The sequence below is a fragment of the Bacillus sp. T-10(2022) genome (assembly GCF_056502895.1).
This window is the reverse complement of sequence record NZ_CP113518.1, coordinates 2,411,454-2,428,145: the sequence shown is the minus strand read 5'-3', so window position 1 is coordinate 2,428,145 and position 16,692 is coordinate 2,411,454. Positions and strand designations below refer to the sequence as shown.

Genomic DNA, 16,692 nt, shown 5'->3' with positions numbered 1-16,692 from the left:
GTGTTGAAAACAATAACCTAAACACCATACCATAATAATCCAATTTCTTATAGAAATAACCTTCCCCGTTAGTTGAAGAACTTATTAATGTTCCTTAGGATTTGTTATTTTGTTTTCAATAAAATATTCAGCCTTATCATTAATAATTTCTATGTAATTGTGCTTTTTAAAAGGTTTAGTATGTTTAAGAATTCTTCTAAGACTTCCTTTTACAACAGTTTTTTTATTAGGAACATCTACAATAACAGTCAAATATACCTTTTCGTTATGTTTTACTACTCCTGTTACTTGACCTTTTTCCAAGTCAACTATATAGTCCGGGACAATCTTCAATTGGGAAAATGATGTCCATCCTGCATTTTTAGGTTTTATTCCAAACAGCAAAAATAACATATCCCTATACAATTCATTAAGTTTATTCATATACATTCCCCCGCAATAACTTCATCAATCCAATATTCAAGATGCACCCGGAATTTCCCTGCTTGTTCAACTAACCTGCCCCTTTAGCTCCATAAGAAAAAGAGCTGCCAAAGCAACTCCCTTATTGAAGTAAAACACCCGTTAGTTCATTAACCACCATATAAATTTTAATACGAAATCCATATATTCACCAAAACAAATAATCATAGGTGGTATATTGGACTACCTATACAATTACCTTTACTTTAATCCTTCCTTTCCCATTAACTCTTTCATAACTTCCAATTCAGAGTCCCTTAAAGCCTGTTTAAAAATAACAACCAAGTCATTATCTTCGAAATCAGGATACTTTGTGGGGTTCTCCTTTTTATCCCGAATAAACTCAGACATTTTACTTATAGCTCTTTCTAATTTCTCATTCAATGTATATTGTTGATTTTCTTTTCGGATTCTATCAAATTCCCTATCGAAATCATCATTATCATCATTTAGTATTTTCTCAATCCGTTCAGGCGATAATCCAAGTTTCGTCATTATACCTTCATCCTTTTCACCCAAAATGAACTTTTCCAAAGAATTTTTGCTTTTCATAGTTCTCTCTTCCTCTCTATAAAATTTATTTACCTGTCCGTTTATCACTTTTCTTGTTAAATTAATCTGCCCCGTTAGTGCCATAAGAAAGGGAACTGCCTAAGCACTCCCATATTGAAGTAAGCACCCGTTAGTTCAGTAAAATGTCTATCCCCATTCCACAAAACATTATCGTTAGGATGAACCAAAATATATATTCTCTTTTTTTAACAATGTAGTTTTCAATTCCTATTAGAAGGGTGATAATCCCTGCAATTAGTCTTATAATTCCAAAATAATCTATACTGTCATAAGTTTGGAAATATAATATTATTGCAAAGATTGTCAATCCCCATTGTATAAACAGAATAGGTTTATTTCTGTCATCCCAAAATTCTTTTCATAAAAAATAACGCATTATTTTATCTCCTCTATCTAAATCAAAGTCTACTTGTATTATAAACTGTACTGAACTAAACTGCCCCTTTAGTTCATCAAAAAGGCCACCAAATGGCAGCCCCGGTTCTCAACTAACGCCACCTTTTTGTTGAACAAGTTCGTTTATAATTCAGCTTGATTTTTGCCCAACGAAAAGCCATCAAACAACTGTCCACCATATGGTTCCAAGACCTTATTAACTAATAGTACAACTTTATTTTTATCACCTGTCTTATATAAAACATCAAAGGCATCAACAAAATGATCAGCGAATTTCGAGTCATATTGTTTTAATGAACGTACTATCCATTTTGAAGCACCAATCCATTGAAGGTTTGTTCTTAAATAAAATTCGCTAACCAGTTCAGCTAATGTGTTAGCAATAAATATTTCTTCGGCTCTATTTGTACAGCCTATTAAATCGTCTAGTGCATCAGTTATAAAATATCGCTTTGTTTTAATGGTTTCATCTGACCATTTCTTTGGACCCTGCTCTAATATTTCCTTCGCCTCTTTTTTTATGGATTCTATTATTCTGTCATCTTTTAAAATAATTCCTTCTAAAACCATTCTGGGCATAGAAGGTCTTGCTCTTTCGTAATCACTTTCAAAAAAATGCTTATACGAGGTTAAATTATGTACAAAAACCTCTATAGCCCAACCAAAGTCAATTAATGACTCTCTGTAAGGTGAACTAGGGTTTTATCAAAAACAACAATATCAAGGTCCGATGTTTCTGTTGCTTCACCTCGAACGACACTCCCAGCTAATAGAGCTCCTTGGCAATTTGGAAAATGCTTAAAGATAAACTGTTGTGCTGCTTCAATTGGGTTTAACCTCTTAAAATCTTCCATTACCTTCACCTCCGAAGACGAATTTTCAGTTACTATTTATTCATTTCGATTTTAAAGCGAGGATACCTCTAAAAAGTGATGATCCTTCTTCAACTAAACTGCCCCGATAGCTCCGTAAGAAAAAGGATGCCTCAACAACCTACCTTATTAAAGTAAAGCACCCGTTAGTTCAACAAGGAAATCCTTTAACTTATGACCCTCTGGGCCAAGAGAGTAAAAAAATGAGAAATTTATTCAATTAGCCATAATTATGAGTATAGTTAGAGTAGTAATTAATGAATCCTAATCATAAATTACATCACCGATAGTTTTGACTATTGCGTGTCTTACGCTTGCAAAAATGCAACACGAACTTTATATTCCCGTTTTCAGGAGCGTATCTTAGGGGCATTGTTAGCGGTTTTGGAAGATAAACCTTCTCTCTTTGTCATTAAAAATATGCTCTTTTTCTTTCATAGATTAGAGGTGTAGAAAAAAGTGGAGATTAAAAATTTAGTTGTTAAACAAAATAAGAAAGGCAAATTTTATACAGTTAAATTTGAATTAGACCGAGATAATTACAGCACTAAAAATTGGGTTACAATAGCAAGGCAAGGTAATAAATATATCTTTAATAGTGTGATTTACAAGTATGATTCGGAGAAAGCTGTGTTTTCTAATAATACGGTAAAATCACCTGACCCAGAGTTCTATTACAATGCGTCTTTGTCAGAAAAAGTATTTAATTTAATATTAAAATCTCAAGATTTTACACAGTACCGAGAAAAATACGATATAAAATTTGATTTAAAGAAAGTATATGACAGTAAGCAAATAATAGAGCGCGAGGAGAACCTTAAGAATCTTATCAAAGTAGCATTAGAAAGAGATGAATACATTGGTGCGATTTACAATGCTGGGGAATATTATATCCCATTGTTTGAAATGGATCCTGGTTGGCATATTGAATCCTTTCTACCTAATGGTGATGAGTATAATGATTATTTAAAATACATTGGCTTTGATAAAGAGGCTGAAATCATAAAACATTTAAATTGGGTCATAGAGCGTTTAAATAAAGTTTCAAACAACGTGTACGCGGTAAAAATGGAAAGTTTTTTTGAAACTATAGTTACCAATAAAGGAGTAGAAGAAGAGTTTGGTTCTTTATTTGGCTGGGACTTACCAGAAGACACAATCTTTTATGATGAAATTTTCTATACGGAAACGATATCTAGGCTTGCAAAAGCAATGTTGGAGGATAATGAAGAAGAAATTATTGAAGTTGCTTTAGTGGGGAATCCAGTCGTGTTGGATGAAAATATAAATGAATATTACATTGCTGATAGTATCATTTACGATGATGAATCTTATTTTGTCGATAAAATGTATGATTTTGCATTCAACAAAGCTTCCTACCTAGAAAAAATTAAACGAGATTTCTCCGTATATGTGGATTTAAATACGTTGGCTAAGAAGGTTTGAACTAAGAAAAACTCGTCTTAAAACACTCTGCTAAAAGAATTGATAAAAAACCACCCCTGCCTGGTGAGCAAATTGGGGTGGCTTCGTTCATTGGCAAAATACCAATTGACTTTCTACAGTCTAATTACAGTATATGTAATATCATTCATCATTATCAACTATTAAAAGCTACTGCTTCCACATTTTAAGAGCGTTGCATAAGAAAAAGTTGTTCAGCAACCTCCTTATTGAAGTAAAGCACCCGTTTGTCTATAATAGAAAAAGGCTTTCACAACTAATTGGCTAGACTAAATACACCAAACACCAATTTCATAACCCAATAGAGGATAAATTTTAAAGATAGCAAAATAAAACCCCGGTTTCACCTATTGAGGCATAGTAATTGCTGAATTTCTTATTTATTATTCGTTAGATTTGAGTTGAATTTATCGTTTATGGATTTAAAGTTACTAAAGAACAACACACGATATTTTCATTATTATTGCTTTGCCATCTTCCTAACCACCTTTTTTGAAAAATCATAAAACTCTGATTATTCTTCTACAGCATCAAGAAGGATATAGGTAACTTCTCCATAATATTCAATATCTACTAGTGAACAGCCTAGCCTTTTAAGTATTAATGCAAAGTAATACTTTTCTTTTTCTTTGATTCAGACTAGTACGCTACCCTATAGTTAATTAGAGATATGGTATAAAACACCTGTTAAGTGAAATAGCATACCCTTTTCTTTAGGCTTTTACATTTATTGCACCCTTAATTTACATCTAATTGTTATTACTTCTGAAAACCTTCAAAAATTCATCAAATCCCCTTAACTTTCTTCCAGTTTCATTTTTATCACTTGAAGCAATAATTGAGAGAAGTTGTTGGAAAATACTTTTCAAAACCTTTATATTCACATCATCAAGGTGGTCACTCTTCATATTTTTTGGTAAAGGAATATCTGTTGTGATTCTTAAAAACAACTGTCTCCAAGTTAATGGTTTTGTTATTTTTATTCCGTGTTGAAGAGCTTTTTGTGAGCCATTTTCAGTCAGTTGATCTAATGCATATAGATAAGAATCAAAATTCTGAAACGAAATCTTTGTAGTTTCACCTGAAATAAAATTTTGCAATTGTATTTTAAAATCAGCCTTTCTTAGCCTATGATTTTTGAGGTGATTAAAATGGTATTCGAATGCTGTTGATTCAAAAAACTCATAATCGTTCTTATCCATATTTTTTATACTTTCAATTAAATTTTGTGAATACATTCAATACACTCCCTTATACCCAAATACCCCCTACAATCTTTTTGTCAGGGTTCTTTGAATTCGTCAATTATCTCTTAATCGAAATAACTACTGTCGATAAAGATTATTGAGTTAGTTTCCGACTTTTTTGTAAAATTCCGGGTTTTTTGTCCGATTTCCAACATTTTTGTCATTTGCCGACTTTTTTGTTACTTAACAATGTGTTTGAGAACCAAGTTTCACGGAAATGGCTTTGGCAGCTTTCATTACTTTGTCAATCAATTCAGGCAAGCGATCTTCCTGAAATCTTGCTTCAATCCCAGCCACACTAATACCAGCTACTATTTCACCTTTACCATTGAGTATCGGTGCACTCACCGCTTTTGTATAATCCTCAAGTTCTGATGAAGTTATCGTGTAACCATTCATTTTCGCTTCATCCAAAGCGTGACGGAGTTCAGTTTTATCCGTTATCGTTCCAATGGCGATTGGTTTTAATTGAATGCTTCCCAAATAATTTTCACGCTCTTCTTCCGGCAAATACGCTAGGATGATTCGAGAATCTCCAGCATACAATGGCGAACGCCTTCCAATGGATGTATAAAGTCGAACAGGGTGCAGGGTGTCCACCTTTTCAATATACATCGCTTCATCCTTATCCCTCACAATTAAATTCACTGCTTCTTCAACATCATCCCGCAGGTCTTTCATGATGGGATAGGCGATTGACCTGATATCCAAACGCTCCCCAACCAGTTGACCAAACTGCAGGAATATAAGTCCAAGTGAATAGTGGCCATCATCGTCCTTTGTTAAAAACCCCATTTCTTCCAATGATCCCACCATACGGTGTAACGACGTTTTCGGCAAATTGGAAAGTTCCATCATTTCATTAAAGGTCAGTTTTGGATGATTTATGAAAAGGGTTAGGATTTGCATGGATTTCACGACCGTTTTGTTATGTGCCTGCATACAATGTCTCCTTTCATGATACATGTTTTCCTTAACTATCATTCTATTATAAAACATGGAAGAAAGGATGTAATGAAAATAACCGTATTCATTGTTATTTCGGGAATGCTCTGACTCTCATTCGATTTTCCGGCATTATTTTCAATTTGATCGTATCATTTTATCATCCCGCAAGCCCATAGAACGAATATTGATGGGATATGCTGAAGCGTTTAGCGGATTAAGTAACTTGATCATTACGAAAATCCATCCACTACAAAGGCATTTTCAATATTACTTTTGTCCCTTTCCCTTCACGAGAATGAAGGATAAGGTTTCCGCCGCAAACTCTGGCTCTTTCCTCCATACTGAATAAGCCTACTCCACGGGTAACTTTTTCTAAATCAAAGCCCTTTCCATTATCTTCTATTTCTACACGAACTTCTTCCTCTATTTCCTGGATCGTCACTGTAGCTTCTTCGGTTTGAGCATATTTCCTAATATTTGTTAATGCCTCTTGAATAATACGGTAAATGGTAATTTCTTTGTTTGTATTCAGACGGCAATTCAAATAGCATTCAAAATGGACCTTGATATGATGATGCTCTGAAAATTGCCCCAATAAAGAGCGAATGGCAGGGAACAGTCCAAGATCATCAAGTACAGATGGCCTTAATTCCCAGGATAGATGCCGGAGTGCTTCGATAATTTCGGTCGCTTCATCTTGCATCTGATCTAACAGGGGATGATCCATTTCTGTCTGCAGTCTGTTAATCGTTATGAGGTGGCTGTATAAGTTTTGTCCGATATCATCATGAAGCTCTCTGGAAATGCGTTTTCTTTCTTCTTCCTGCACATCAATGATTTTCCCGGTCATTTTCTGAATCTCTTCTTCCGCAAGCTTACGCTGGGTTACTTCATATCGAATCGCTAAATATTGGTAAGGTTTCTGGAACTCATCAAGAAATGGAACGATTGTCGTATCCACCCAATAATAAGTATGATCCTTGGCCTTATTTTTAATCTCGCCTTTCCATACTTCCCCTGATGATATTGTTTTCCAAAGATTGTCGAAAAACTCTTTCGAATGAAATCCCGAGTTAATAATTCGATGATCCTGTCCGATTAGCGCTTCTTTTGAAAACTTTGAAATCCGGCAAAATTGATCATTGACATATTTGATCGTCCCTCGTTGATCGGTTATTGCTACAATTGAGGAAGCATCCAAAGCAAATTGGAAATCGGCCATTTTATTTACAAATTTCCCTAATTCCTCTAAAACTCGTTTATATTCGGTAATTTCCTTCCGAATTGCCAGGTATTTATAAGGGTTCCCTTTTTCATTTAAGAAAGGGACAATTGTGGTATCCACCCAATAATAAGTTCCATCCTTCGCTTTGTTCTTGATTTCACCCCGCCAAACACTTCCTGATGAAATTGTTCGCCAAAGTTCTTGCATAAATTCCTTTGAATGATAACCTGAATTAATAATTCGGTGATCCTTCCCGATAAGCTCTGTTGCTGAATATTTGGATACCTCACAAAATTTCTTATTAAAGTTTATTATCTTGCCCTTTTCATCCGTAAATGCAACAATCGTTGATTCATCAAGTGCGTAAATTAAATCAACCAGTTCATTTATCGGATAGGATTGCTGCTGGTTAATCCGTGATTGGTCTTTCACTTTATGGACTACAATTAAGTAATAAAGCTCTTTCGCAAGCTGAAAGGAGTTCACCCTGAAAAAAAGCGAAAAAGCATGACCATCCCGGTGGATCCCCAACTGGTGGATAATCTCCCCTTCCCCGCTGTGCTGCAGGTTTGCCCCTGGTATAAGATTCAGAAGCTTTTCCCCGTTCAATTCATGATGATCATAACCAAAGTTTTCATATACCTGTTGATTCGCAAAAGAGATGACTCCAGATTCATTGACAAGGATTGTCGCATCGCTAGATCCAGGCGTAACCCCTTTTTCCATTTCCAAATGTTTATTCAAGTCCATACATAATCCTCCTTGTTGCCCTGTTAAATTGAGCTGTTCAATTCCTTTTCCAGTTTATTCGCTGCATCAAGGATCTTATGCTGGTCGCTTTCAGAAATAGGCTGAGCTGTTCGTTTACCTACTAATAATACCCCCTTGGGAACACCTTTAAATTGAATCGGAACTGCGAAGGCGCAGCTGAGATTTTCCGCAAGCATAATGGGATAATCTAAAGCTTTGCCGTGGATATTATTGGGGAAACCCTCAATTTTCATCGGCATCCCCGTTGATATGACCCTACCTGCTATTCCTTTTCCATATCGAACAGTTATCCTTTTGTACTTATCATTTCTGTTTCCGGCGGCATTATGCCAGCTTATGTCAGGACCATTTCTGTTTTGTAAAGCAAGGCCTACAAAATCACCATTCATTTCTTCTAATACATGTTCACACGCTTTTTTAAATGGTTGATCCTCTTTCGATTTACTGTCCCCGTTAAATTCCATACCCTAATAACCCCTTTTTTAAAGCGAATGCAACAAGTTCATGCCTTGTTTTCATCTTGAGCTTTTCCATTAGGTTTCCTTTATGGCTTTCAACCGTTTTCACGCTTATGACAAGCTGTCCGGCAATTTCTTTATTGGAAAACCCTTTCGCAATCAACGTAAGTACCTCTTTTTCACGGTCAGACAACAGATTGATAGAATCAGCGGTTCCCTGCTTCACACTGCCTAAATATTCTTCCATTACCCTTTTTGTAGCAGATGGATGAAGGTAAGCATTTCCGTTCGATAATGATCGGATGGCTACCAATAATTCTTCATGGGGTGCACTTTTTAAAATACATCCTGAAGCCCCGGCTTGAATAGTTCTGAACAAATATTCATCATCATCATGCATGGTAAGTATTAATATGGCTACCTCAGGCATTAGTTTTTTCAGTTCGGAAGTAGCCGATAAGCCATCTTTCCCATGAGGCATGCTTAAATCCATGACTACCACATTAGGCTGAAGCTCTAGTGCTCGTTCTATTCCTTCGTTCCCTTCTGAAGCTTCCCCTATGACTTCCATATCAGCATGATTGTTTAATAGCATCTTTAAGCCCATTCTTACAACTGCGTGATCATCGCAAAGCAAAATTTTTATCAAAGCAGCTCCCCCTAACTTTGTTCGTGTTTGTATCGTTATATGAAACAACAAGGGGGATTGCACAATTCGCAAACCCCTGTTTAGCATTTTAATATAATGGCAGAGAAATCTCTATAGAAGTCCCATCATCTATTTTTGAAAAAATGGTACAATTCCCGCCAATCAAATGCATTCTTTCACACATGGCAGCAAGCCCGCTCAACTTATTCATGGCGGCTTCAACCTCAAACCCTTTCCCTGAATCTTTTATCATAATTAATAACAAGCTTTTTTTCCATTTGAATATTATACTTGCTTTTGTTGTATCAGCATACCTTGCTATATTCACCAATGCTTCTTGGCAGACTCTGAAAAGTGTAATGCTGTCTCTATCAGAGATTTGCGATTCAATTCCCAGATTCTCCATCTCAACCTCAATTCCATAGGTTGAAGTATATATTTTTATGTAGCTTTTTATAGCTGAAATAAGCCCAAAAGTCGTAAGGGTAGGAGGATGCAATTCTACAGCCAAAAGCCTGATTTCTTGTATTGCCTTCTCCAATAGCTGTTTCATATCACCCGCATAGATTTTCATGGCAGGCTGTTCGATTGCCGTTTCAATGAGCTGCATTCCGGAAAAGAGACTGGAAAGGGACTGCCCCACACCTTCATGAAGCTCCATGGCAATTCTTTTAATCTCTTCTTCATGTGTTTGTATGATATAAGAACTGATGTTGTTTTTAAGTGGCTGAGTATTCATTCCCACCCTCCTTCTTCAATAGTCGCTGATTATTGGCCATTCAAAATGCGACATGCTCTCCCGATTACACTTTCGGCAGAGTGGTGAGAACACTGACGTATACCTTCTTTCCCACCAGAGACCTAGCATTAGAACTTCTTGTTCTTGAAAACTACATTCAGCCTTCAAATCTAATAATTTCATGCGCGCAGTTCATTTTATGCTTTCTTCACTCTATGACTTGAAATGTCACTAAACATTCCGGCATATTGAACAACATCCCCAGCATCATTCTTTATTGCACTAATTGTCAGCCATTGTAGATATTGCTGTCCATCCTTTCGGCTATTCAAGATTTCACCTTGCCAGAAACCATTTTTTTCAATAGATTTCCACATATCCTCATAAAAAGTTTGAGGCTGTTTACCTGACTTAAGTATACTAGGATTCTTTCCAATTACTTCATTTTCCTGATAGCCAGTAATCCTTGTAAACGAAGGGTTTACTGAAATGATTTTACCATTGGTATCGGTGATCAAAATGCCTTCTATTGTATTGTCAATCACTTCTTTGGCAAGGTCCATTTTACCTTGGAAATACATCCAGACTACTAAAATCAAACTTGCAAGGGCAACTTCTGACAATGCCATGAACCCGATTGCATAATGTCCTGTGATATTGAATAACAAGGATAGAATTAACGGCGGGAAAAATCCTCCCAAACCTCCCATTGCGGACACAATTCCATTCACAATACCGGCCTGCTTTTGGAAATACATCGGCACCAGTTTAAAAATAACACCATTTCCCATTCCAGCACAGAGAGCAATACTTAAACAGCCAAATGTGTACCAGCCAATTGATGGAGCAAAGGATAGGATCATTGCTGAAATCGTATAAATTCCAAAAACAAACATGAGCAGAATAAGAGAATGGAAGCGGTCGGCAAGCCACCCGCCAATAGGTCTCATAAGAGTGGCAAGAACAATAAAGCCTGCTGTCCTTACACCTGCATCAACTTTATCCAATCCAAAGTTCGCTACAAGAAAGTTTGGCAGATAAATAGTAAATGCAACAAAAGAACCGAATGTTATAAAGTAAAATAAGCTTAGCAGCCATAGTTTTTCATTTTTGTAGACACCCTTAATTTGTTCTAAAAGCGGTGTCTTTACTCTCAGTTCCTTTTTATCCCCTAATAGGAAGTTACCTGCGATAAATACCGCCAAAATCACAAGATAAAGCTGTACGGTTGTTGACCAGCCAAACTTCGTAGCTACAACAGGTGCTGCAAATGCTGATATAGCCGTTCCGAGGTTTCCTGCACCGTAAATTCCGTTTATAAAGCCATGGCGTTCCTTAGGGTAGTACTTCGGTAAAGAGGTTACTCCAACAGAGAATACAGCTCCCCCAATACCAAGAAATAGCCCTCCAATCAACAAATCAGCAAGAGAATCCGCAATACTGATATAATAAACAGGGAATAACAGCGATATAAAGCTAATCAGGAAAATTTTCCTGGCCCCGAACTGATTGGCGTAAAAGCCAAGGGGAATGCGAAGAATAGATCCTAAAATAACAGGAACAGCTGTTACCAGTGCAAGCTGACCATCCTGTATTGCGATATCTTCTTTAATAAAAGGCAGCAGGGACGAAATTAATACCCACACCATAAATCCTACAACGAGGTTTAAGGTTTGTAATGGAAGCTGAATTTTTCTAAACATCCTGACCACTCTCTCTTCTAATTACATATTGTAATCTCGCATTTTCGTCAAAAGCTGACCACTCATTTTCATTTTTAGTCACATTGGATATCAACGGGACAGCGAAAAAATTTATGTCATCAAAGTAAATACGCAGATGTGTCATGTCAGGACAAAGCTTCACCTTAACAATCGTTTTAGAAACGAAAGGAGCTTTACCCTGGCCATCATCATCTAAGATGGCTACACTTGCTTTTTCCAATATTAATGGTTGTATATCTTCTATTTTAATGTGTTCCACAGGTATTGCATCCTCTCTTTGCCGTGTAAACATTCATTTGAAAACCCTGCAAATATTCCCAGAATGTATCTTCTGCATGATTCTCGATAAATTCAATTGTTTCCACTACAGACCCCCAATTGCTCATTCCCTTTACTTCGGCAACTACAATATCGGCCCCATCTATTGACTTTTCATCTAAATACCAGTTAAGACGGACATCTTTAAAAAGGTCTGAAAGGAGCTTATCGATTTCAGCAGCAAAATTTCCAGATGCTTCTTTTACAAAACAAAAATCAAAGTATGTTTCACTGTTCATTTGATTCACGCCTTTTCGTATTTGGTTTTTTTATATGTAAAAAACGCTAAGGGAAACACAACAATGTTCAATCCACCAAATATTAGTACATTTATATAATTTTCATAATAAAATTGGTGAACCATAAATTGGGTAAATACTATATTCATCATCAAGAAGGCACAAAGCAACGCGACACCGATGTACTTAAACTTCATAACGCTTCACCCTTACAGCGTATACTGCGCCATTTTCAACTTTCACTTGAATTTCAGGCAGGGGCCTCCTTGGCGGTCCGGCAGTTGGAGCACCTGTTTCAACATCAAATTTCCCATGATGGCAAGGACAGATCATTTCACCTTCTTCTTTCACCCAAAATACCGGGCAACGAAGATGTGTGCATGCATTTTGATATGCTACATATTTCGTTTCAGACAATCTGATCAAAATGGCATCATCATGATCCCCTGGAAATTTAAACTCCACTGCGTCACCAATTGCAAGTCCGCTTACATCGGTAATTTTTTTGTGAGGATACTCCTTTTCCCCAAGTCCCATCAATTCTTTAGCCGCAATCGCTCCCCAAGGAAGGGAGGAAATCGCGAATACTCCTGCAGCTCCCACTAATGTTTTCATGAACCCTCGTCTGTCGAGCTTTCTTTCATTATCCCGTTCAATATTATGGGTGTAATTATCTTCATTAAAGGGGATTTTATTATTTTTATCCGACGGCATATAAATCCCTCCTAAAATAGCTTTTCAATTCCCTGTAAAATACCAGGCAGATTTACCTTAACGTTCGTTTCACTTTCAAGATAAGGCAGGCTAGTCACCCATTTTCCATTATCTAGATTAAATTGTTTTTTTCTATTTCCAATTTCCTCATCGGTGAGCCACTGAAGTGTATTGGATGGACAAACACTTGCACACATTGGCGGGATACCGTTTTTTGTCCGGTCGATACATAAATCGCATTTGTACATTAAGTTTTGTTCAGTGTCAAATTTTGGTATGCCATATGGACAAGCAATCGTACAGTTTTGGCAGCCAATACATTTTTCAACGAGAGCTGATAAGACGGCCCCTGTCTCATGTATTTGGATTGCCTGGGCAGGACAGCTTCTTGCACAGGCCGGATTCACACAATGGAGGCACATAAGAGGCATCGTCTGCCGATTGACCAGAGGGTTTACATCATAAACGTAGTTCCTGTTCCGCTCTTCATGCCCTCCGCATTGTGTACAAGCAGCAAGGCATGACCGGCATCCTATGCAGTTTTCAAGTTCTAAGTAGAGCCTCTTTTTCATTTATTGCACCTTCTTTATTTCGACTTTTTCCAATTGAGCCGCACAGACCTTAAACTCCGGCATACGGGACATTGGGTCAAGTGCTGCGATGGTTAATAGGTTGATAGATTGCTCGTGCCCAAAGTGGTATGGAACAAATACAGTGTCCTCACGAATTGCTTCTGTAATTTTCACTTTATAGATTGCCTCGCCTCTTCGGGTGTACAGGCGGACGTTATCCTCATGGTCCATATTGTATTTTTTTGCCGTTTCCGGATGTACTTCGACGTATGGCTCCGGGCACATATCACGCAGGAACTGGATTCTTCTCGTCTGGTTTCCAGATAAGTAGTGGTAAACGACACGCCCGGTTGTTAAACGAAGTGGATATTTTTCATCTGGCTCCTCAGCAGGGGGACGGTAAGGAAGCGCACAAATTTTCGCTTTGCCGTCTGCGTGATAGAATTTCTTATCCAGGAACATATGCGGCGTTCCCATATCATTTTCATCCTTACAAGGCCAAAATACTCCGTCCTGTTTGTCGATTTTATCCCATGAAGCACCATAATAATCGGCATATCCTCCTTTACTAGCCAGTCTGAATTCATCAGCTATATCTTTTGCTGTTTTCAAATGGGAAAAGTATTTTCCTCTTCCAAGACGTTCTGCAAGTTCTACTTGTATTTGCCAATCGGGCTTAGATTCACCGATTGGTTCTTGTGCCTTATTTATCTTAATAATTCTTCCTTCAAGGTTTGTAACTGTTCCTTCATCTTCTGACCACGTTACAGATGGCAGGATCACATCCGCGAACTCTGCTGATTCAGAAAGATAGAAATCCGAACACAACATAAAATCAAGATTTTTCATCGCACTTCTGACGAAATTCAGATTCGGCGCAGATACTGCAGGATTAGAACATAGCAGATACAATCCGCGAATCGTTTTTTGTTCCATCAATTCAAACATTTCATATGCAGAAACACCCGGCTGGGGCATTTCTTCCGGAGTGATTTTCCATACTTTACAAACTTCTGCTACATGTTCAGGGTTTGTAATTTTACGGTATCCTGGCAATAAATCGGCTTTCTGGCCATGCTCCCGTCCCCCTTGTCCGTTTCCTTGACCAGTGAATGTCGCTACACCAGACTTGGGCCGTCCGATTTTACCTGTCACAAGCGCCAAGTTTGTATATCCAGATACATTGTCAACACCCTTTTGCTGCTGTTCGATTCCACGTGCAAACATCACAACTGCATTCGGTGATTTCCCATAAATCTCTGCTGCGCGAATAATTTTTTCCGGTGCCACACCTGTAAGCTCACTCGTATATTCCGGTGTAAATTCTCGTACAAGCTCTTTTGTTTCTTCAAACCCGTTTGTATGATTATTAATAAACCCTTCATCCGCATAACCATTTTGAATTAATAAATTTAAGATTCCATTAGCAAGGGCAAGATCGGTTCCCGGTTTCAGGTCAAGGTGCACATCTGCTCTTCTCGCAATAGGAGTTTCACGGGGATCTGCCACGATAATGTATCCTCCTCTTTCTTGAACGTTCCAGACTCGGAACATAGAAGTCGGATGACATTCTGCTGTGTTGCTACCTGCAATAAATAAGCAATCCGTTTCATGAATATCAGTCCAGGGTAATGTTGAACCTCTATCAACTCCAAAAGAACGAAGGAATCCCCCGGCTGCACTCGACATGCAAAATCGGCCATTATAATCAATGTAGCGAGTTCCAAGAGCAACACGTGCAAATTTCCCTGTTAAATAGCATTTTTCATTTGTCATTGATACCCCGCTGAAAACGGATAATGAATCTTTTCCATATTTACCTTGAAGTTCCCTGAACTTATTTGCGATTAAATCATACGCCTCATTCCAGCTTGCTTCACGGAAACCTTCCTTTGTTCCCTTTAATGATGCATCATCACGAATAAGCGGTTTTAAAATACGATCATCATGATTCGTCTGCTGGTAAGCTGTAACCCCTTTTGGACACATTTTCCCAACGGTTACAGGCCAGTCATAACGGGGTTCAACCCCAATGATTTTATTCGTCGCAACATTTACCCTTAAATTCATTCCGCACTGCATTCCGCAATAAGCACAATGGGTTTTGACCAATGTTTCATTCGGGTGTATCACATTACTTTCTGCTTTAAAAAACTTATCCTTTTGCATCCTGGTTTGCCTCCTTAACTTTTACATCATGGATGGGGAACCCGGAAAATTGGGCAATCCTGTATTTTCTTCGACAAGGTAGGCACATTTCAGCGAGATGGTGGCCTTCTTTCGCTTGAAATTCTATATCATTCCTGCCGAGAACCTCTATGACATCTTTTGATTGTTCTGTTGAAACAAACTCATTACCGCATACTTTGCATCCTTTCATGGATTGTTCCGCATAATGCTCTCTGTAGTTTCTTGCAAATACACTCAATGGGCGGAAAGGTATGTGCGCAAGTTTTCCGAACGGAAGATAAATCAATGTAATGATGACTGACCATTGGTGTATCAGGGACATGGCTGGCTGTCCTGCACCATGCATAAAAATGTTCATGAAGGTTAGTCCCAGTCCTGTACCGCTGACCAATAACAGCATGAATAATGGAAGGAAGTCATACATGAATTGTTGCTCTGCCCTTGCCTGCATATTTTTCAAACGGCGATAAAGGGCCATGCATACACCGGAAATGACCATCACTGCTGTAATGTTCAGTGCGTTATATGATAACGTCGCAATAAGCCCATCAGCTGGCACTGTCATTACCTGGATCCCCATAGCGATGATGTTGTAGTAACCGTTGTCGTCCATTGTGAAGTACATCCATCCAAATACTAGAGGAAAGGTCACGAAGCAGGAAAGTATGCAGCCCCAGCCCATTAGAACGTGCTGAGTCCATCGGTAAATCCCCCTGTTCCAGATGAAATTGTATGTTGCTAAATGTTCGACTGTTGTTTTGGGCGTTGATCTTCTTAAGAGAATTTTGATTCCTTTTTTTATAAAAACCTTTGTTGGCGGCCTTTCTCCCCATGCGATAAATCTGTAAAAGAAACCCCCAATAAAAATAAACGTCCCCACCATATAGCCATAAAGGTTTAAATCCACATGTGTAAACATTCTCGCACCTATAAATGATAAGAATACAAGTCCGCAAACTGCTAGAAACATAGACTTGGCAAAATGTGATGCAAAAGCATCATCAATCGATTTTCCTGTTTTTTGATTTACGGCGACTTTTGCCTGCATTATTATTCCTCCTCATTACAAACAATTACCATACTCTTATTGTAAGATCTTGCCTGATTGTTCGATATCGGGGAACTTCCCCA

At 37.8% G+C, this 16,692-nt stretch carries 16 protein-coding genes and 1 pseudogene; 1 reads left to right on the top strand and 16 read right to left on the bottom strand.

The genetic code is table 11. The features are described from left to right. Positions 1 to 84 precede the first annotated feature (84 nt). From OSJ91_RS11845 to OSJ91_RS11835, 3 genes and pseudogenes are all read right to left on the bottom strand, one after another. Complete coding sequence (locus OSJ91_RS11845; RefSeq protein WP_063576500.1) at positions 85 to 423, bottom strand: hypothetical protein; 339 nt, start codon at positions 421 to 423, stop codon at positions 85 to 87. A gap of 240 nt (positions 424 to 663) precedes the next feature. After that, positions 664 to 1,014: an NKAP family protein gene (locus OSJ91_RS11840; RefSeq protein ID WP_063576501.1), complete on the bottom strand. Its 351-nt coding sequence runs from the start codon at positions 1,012 to 1,014 to the stop codon at positions 664 to 666. Positions 1,015 to 1,554: 540 nt separating this feature from the next. Then, a pseudogene (locus tag OSJ91_RS11835) lies at positions 1,555 to 2,285 on the bottom strand (nucleotidyltransferase domain-containing protein). 477 nt (positions 2,286 to 2,762) lie between these two features. Here OSJ91_RS11835 and OSJ91_RS11830 point away from each other — a divergent pair. Then, the gene (locus OSJ91_RS11830) at positions 2,763 to 3,749 is read left to right on the top strand and encodes a hypothetical protein (protein ID WP_485891649.1); all 987 of its coding nucleotides are present in this window, start codon (positions 2,763 to 2,765) and stop codon (positions 3,747 to 3,749) included. Positions 3,750 to 4,516: 767 nt separating this feature from the next. Here the strand turns inward: OSJ91_RS11830 and OSJ91_RS11825 are convergent. The 13 genes from OSJ91_RS11825 to OSJ91_RS11765 form a co-directional block, all read right to left on the bottom strand. Beyond that, entirely contained in the window at positions 4,517 to 5,005 is a 489-nt protein-coding gene (locus OSJ91_RS11825; RefSeq protein WP_063576504.1) for a hypothetical protein, read from the bottom strand. 192 nt (positions 5,006 to 5,197) lie between these two features. Beyond that, positions 5,198 to 5,956 carry an IclR family transcriptional regulator gene (locus tag OSJ91_RS11820; protein WP_485891648.1) on the bottom strand — a complete coding sequence of 253 codons (759 nt, stop codon included), beginning with the start codon at positions 5,954 to 5,956 and terminating at the stop codon, positions 5,198 to 5,200. Positions 5,957 to 6,209: 253 nt separating this feature from the next. After that, entirely contained in the window at positions 6,210 to 7,937 is a 1,728-nt protein-coding gene (locus tag OSJ91_RS11815; RefSeq protein ID WP_485891647.1) for a sensor histidine kinase, read from the bottom strand. Between the two features lie 23 nt (positions 7,938 to 7,960). Beyond that, positions 7,961 to 8,422 (bottom strand): GAF domain-containing protein, encoded by a 462-nt coding sequence (locus tag OSJ91_RS11810; RefSeq protein WP_485891646.1) that lies wholly within the window; start codon positions 8,420 to 8,422, stop codon positions 7,961 to 7,963. Continuing rightward, positions 8,412 to 9,065 (bottom strand): response regulator transcription factor, encoded by a 654-nt coding sequence (locus tag OSJ91_RS11805; RefSeq protein ID WP_101221836.1) that lies wholly within the window; start codon positions 9,063 to 9,065, stop codon positions 8,412 to 8,414. Before OSJ91_RS11805 ends, OSJ91_RS11810 begins: the two co-directional genes overlap by 11 nt. 88 nt (positions 9,066 to 9,153) lie before the next feature. Beyond that, positions 9,154 to 9,804, bottom strand: coding sequence for a sensor histidine kinase (locus tag OSJ91_RS11800; protein ID WP_485891645.1), 651 nt, complete (start codon positions 9,802 to 9,804; stop codon positions 9,154 to 9,156). 197 nt (positions 9,805 to 10,001) lie between these two features. Continuing rightward, complete coding sequence (locus OSJ91_RS11795; RefSeq protein WP_485891644.1) at positions 10,002 to 11,507, bottom strand: nitrate/nitrite transporter; 1,506 nt, start codon at positions 11,505 to 11,507, stop codon at positions 10,002 to 10,004. After that, positions 11,500 to 11,787 carry a hypothetical protein gene (locus tag OSJ91_RS11790; protein WP_350302377.1) on the bottom strand — a complete coding sequence of 96 codons (288 nt, stop codon included), beginning with the start codon at positions 11,785 to 11,787 and terminating at the stop codon, positions 11,500 to 11,502. The genes OSJ91_RS11795 and OSJ91_RS11790 overlap by 8 nt, the downstream gene beginning before the upstream one ends. After that, positions 11,774 to 12,085, bottom strand: a complete 312-nt coding sequence (locus OSJ91_RS11785) for a hypothetical protein (protein ID WP_485891643.1) — start codon at positions 12,083 to 12,085, stop codon at positions 11,774 to 11,776. The genes OSJ91_RS11790 and OSJ91_RS11785 overlap by 14 nt, the downstream gene beginning before the upstream one ends. Before the next feature lie 186 nt (positions 12,086 to 12,271). After that, positions 12,272 to 12,799 carry a Rieske (2Fe-2S) protein gene (locus tag OSJ91_RS11780; RefSeq protein ID WP_251539171.1) on the bottom strand — a complete coding sequence of 176 codons (528 nt, stop codon included), beginning with the start codon at positions 12,797 to 12,799 and terminating at the stop codon, positions 12,272 to 12,274. Between the two features lie 11 nt (positions 12,800 to 12,810). Beyond that, entirely contained in the window at positions 12,811 to 13,371 is a 561-nt protein-coding gene (locus tag OSJ91_RS11775) for a 4Fe-4S dicluster domain-containing protein (protein WP_096338634.1), read from the bottom strand. Next, positions 13,372 to 15,540 carry a molybdopterin oxidoreductase family protein gene (locus OSJ91_RS11770; protein WP_350302375.1) on the bottom strand — a complete coding sequence of 723 codons (2,169 nt, stop codon included), beginning with the start codon at positions 15,538 to 15,540 and terminating at the stop codon, positions 13,372 to 13,374. After that, complete coding sequence (locus OSJ91_RS11765) at positions 15,527 to 16,609, bottom strand: hypothetical protein (RefSeq protein WP_485891642.1); 1,083 nt, start codon at positions 16,607 to 16,609, stop codon at positions 15,527 to 15,529. The genes OSJ91_RS11770 and OSJ91_RS11765 overlap by 14 nt, the downstream gene beginning before the upstream one ends. Positions 16,610 to 16,692 lie beyond the last annotated feature (83 nt).

Excerpts from the sequence above, each read along its gene's own strand:
- OSJ91_RS11845 (WP_063576500.1), bottom strand. The coding sequence starts at position 423 with ATGAATAAACTTAATGAATTGTATAGGGATATGTTATTTTTGCTGTTT.
- OSJ91_RS11840 (WP_063576501.1), bottom strand. The coding sequence starts at position 1,014 with ATGAAAAGCAAAAATTCTTTGGAAAAGTTCATTTTGGGTGAAAAGGAT.
- OSJ91_RS11825 (WP_063576504.1), bottom strand. The coding sequence starts at position 5,005 with ATGTATTCACAAAATTTAATTGAAAGTATAAAAAATATGGATAAGAAC.
- OSJ91_RS11820 (WP_485891648.1), bottom strand. The coding sequence starts at position 5,956 with ATGCAGGCACATAACAAAACGGTCGTGAAATCCATGCAAATCCTAACC.
- OSJ91_RS11815 (WP_485891647.1), bottom strand. The coding sequence starts at position 7,937 with ATGGACTTGAATAAACATTTGGAAATGGAAAAAGGGGTTACGCCTGGA.
- OSJ91_RS11810 (WP_485891646.1), bottom strand. The coding sequence starts at position 8,422 with ATGGAATTTAACGGGGACAGTAAATCGAAAGAGGATCAACCATTTAAA.
- OSJ91_RS11800 (WP_485891645.1), bottom strand. The coding sequence starts at position 9,804 with ATGAATACTCAGCCACTTAAAAACAACATCAGTTCTTATATCATACAA.
- OSJ91_RS11795 (WP_485891644.1), bottom strand. The coding sequence starts at position 11,507 with ATGTTTAGAAAAATTCAGCTTCCATTACAAACCTTAAACCTCGTTGTA.
- OSJ91_RS11785 (WP_485891643.1), bottom strand. The coding sequence starts at position 12,085 with ATGAACAGTGAAACATACTTTGATTTTTGTTTTGTAAAAGAAGCATCT.
- OSJ91_RS11780 (WP_251539171.1), bottom strand. The coding sequence starts at position 12,799 with ATGCCGTCGGATAAAAATAATAAAATCCCCTTTAATGAAGATAATTAC.
- OSJ91_RS11775 (WP_096338634.1), bottom strand. The coding sequence starts at position 13,371 with ATGAAAAAGAGGCTCTACTTAGAACTTGAAAACTGCATAGGATGCCGG.
- OSJ91_RS11770 (WP_350302375.1), bottom strand. The coding sequence starts at position 15,540 with ATGCAAAAGGATAAGTTTTTTAAAGCAGAAAGTAATGTGATACACCCG.
- OSJ91_RS11765 (WP_485891642.1), bottom strand. The coding sequence starts at position 16,609 with ATGCAGGCAAAAGTCGCCGTAAATCAAAAAACAGGAAAATCGATTGAT.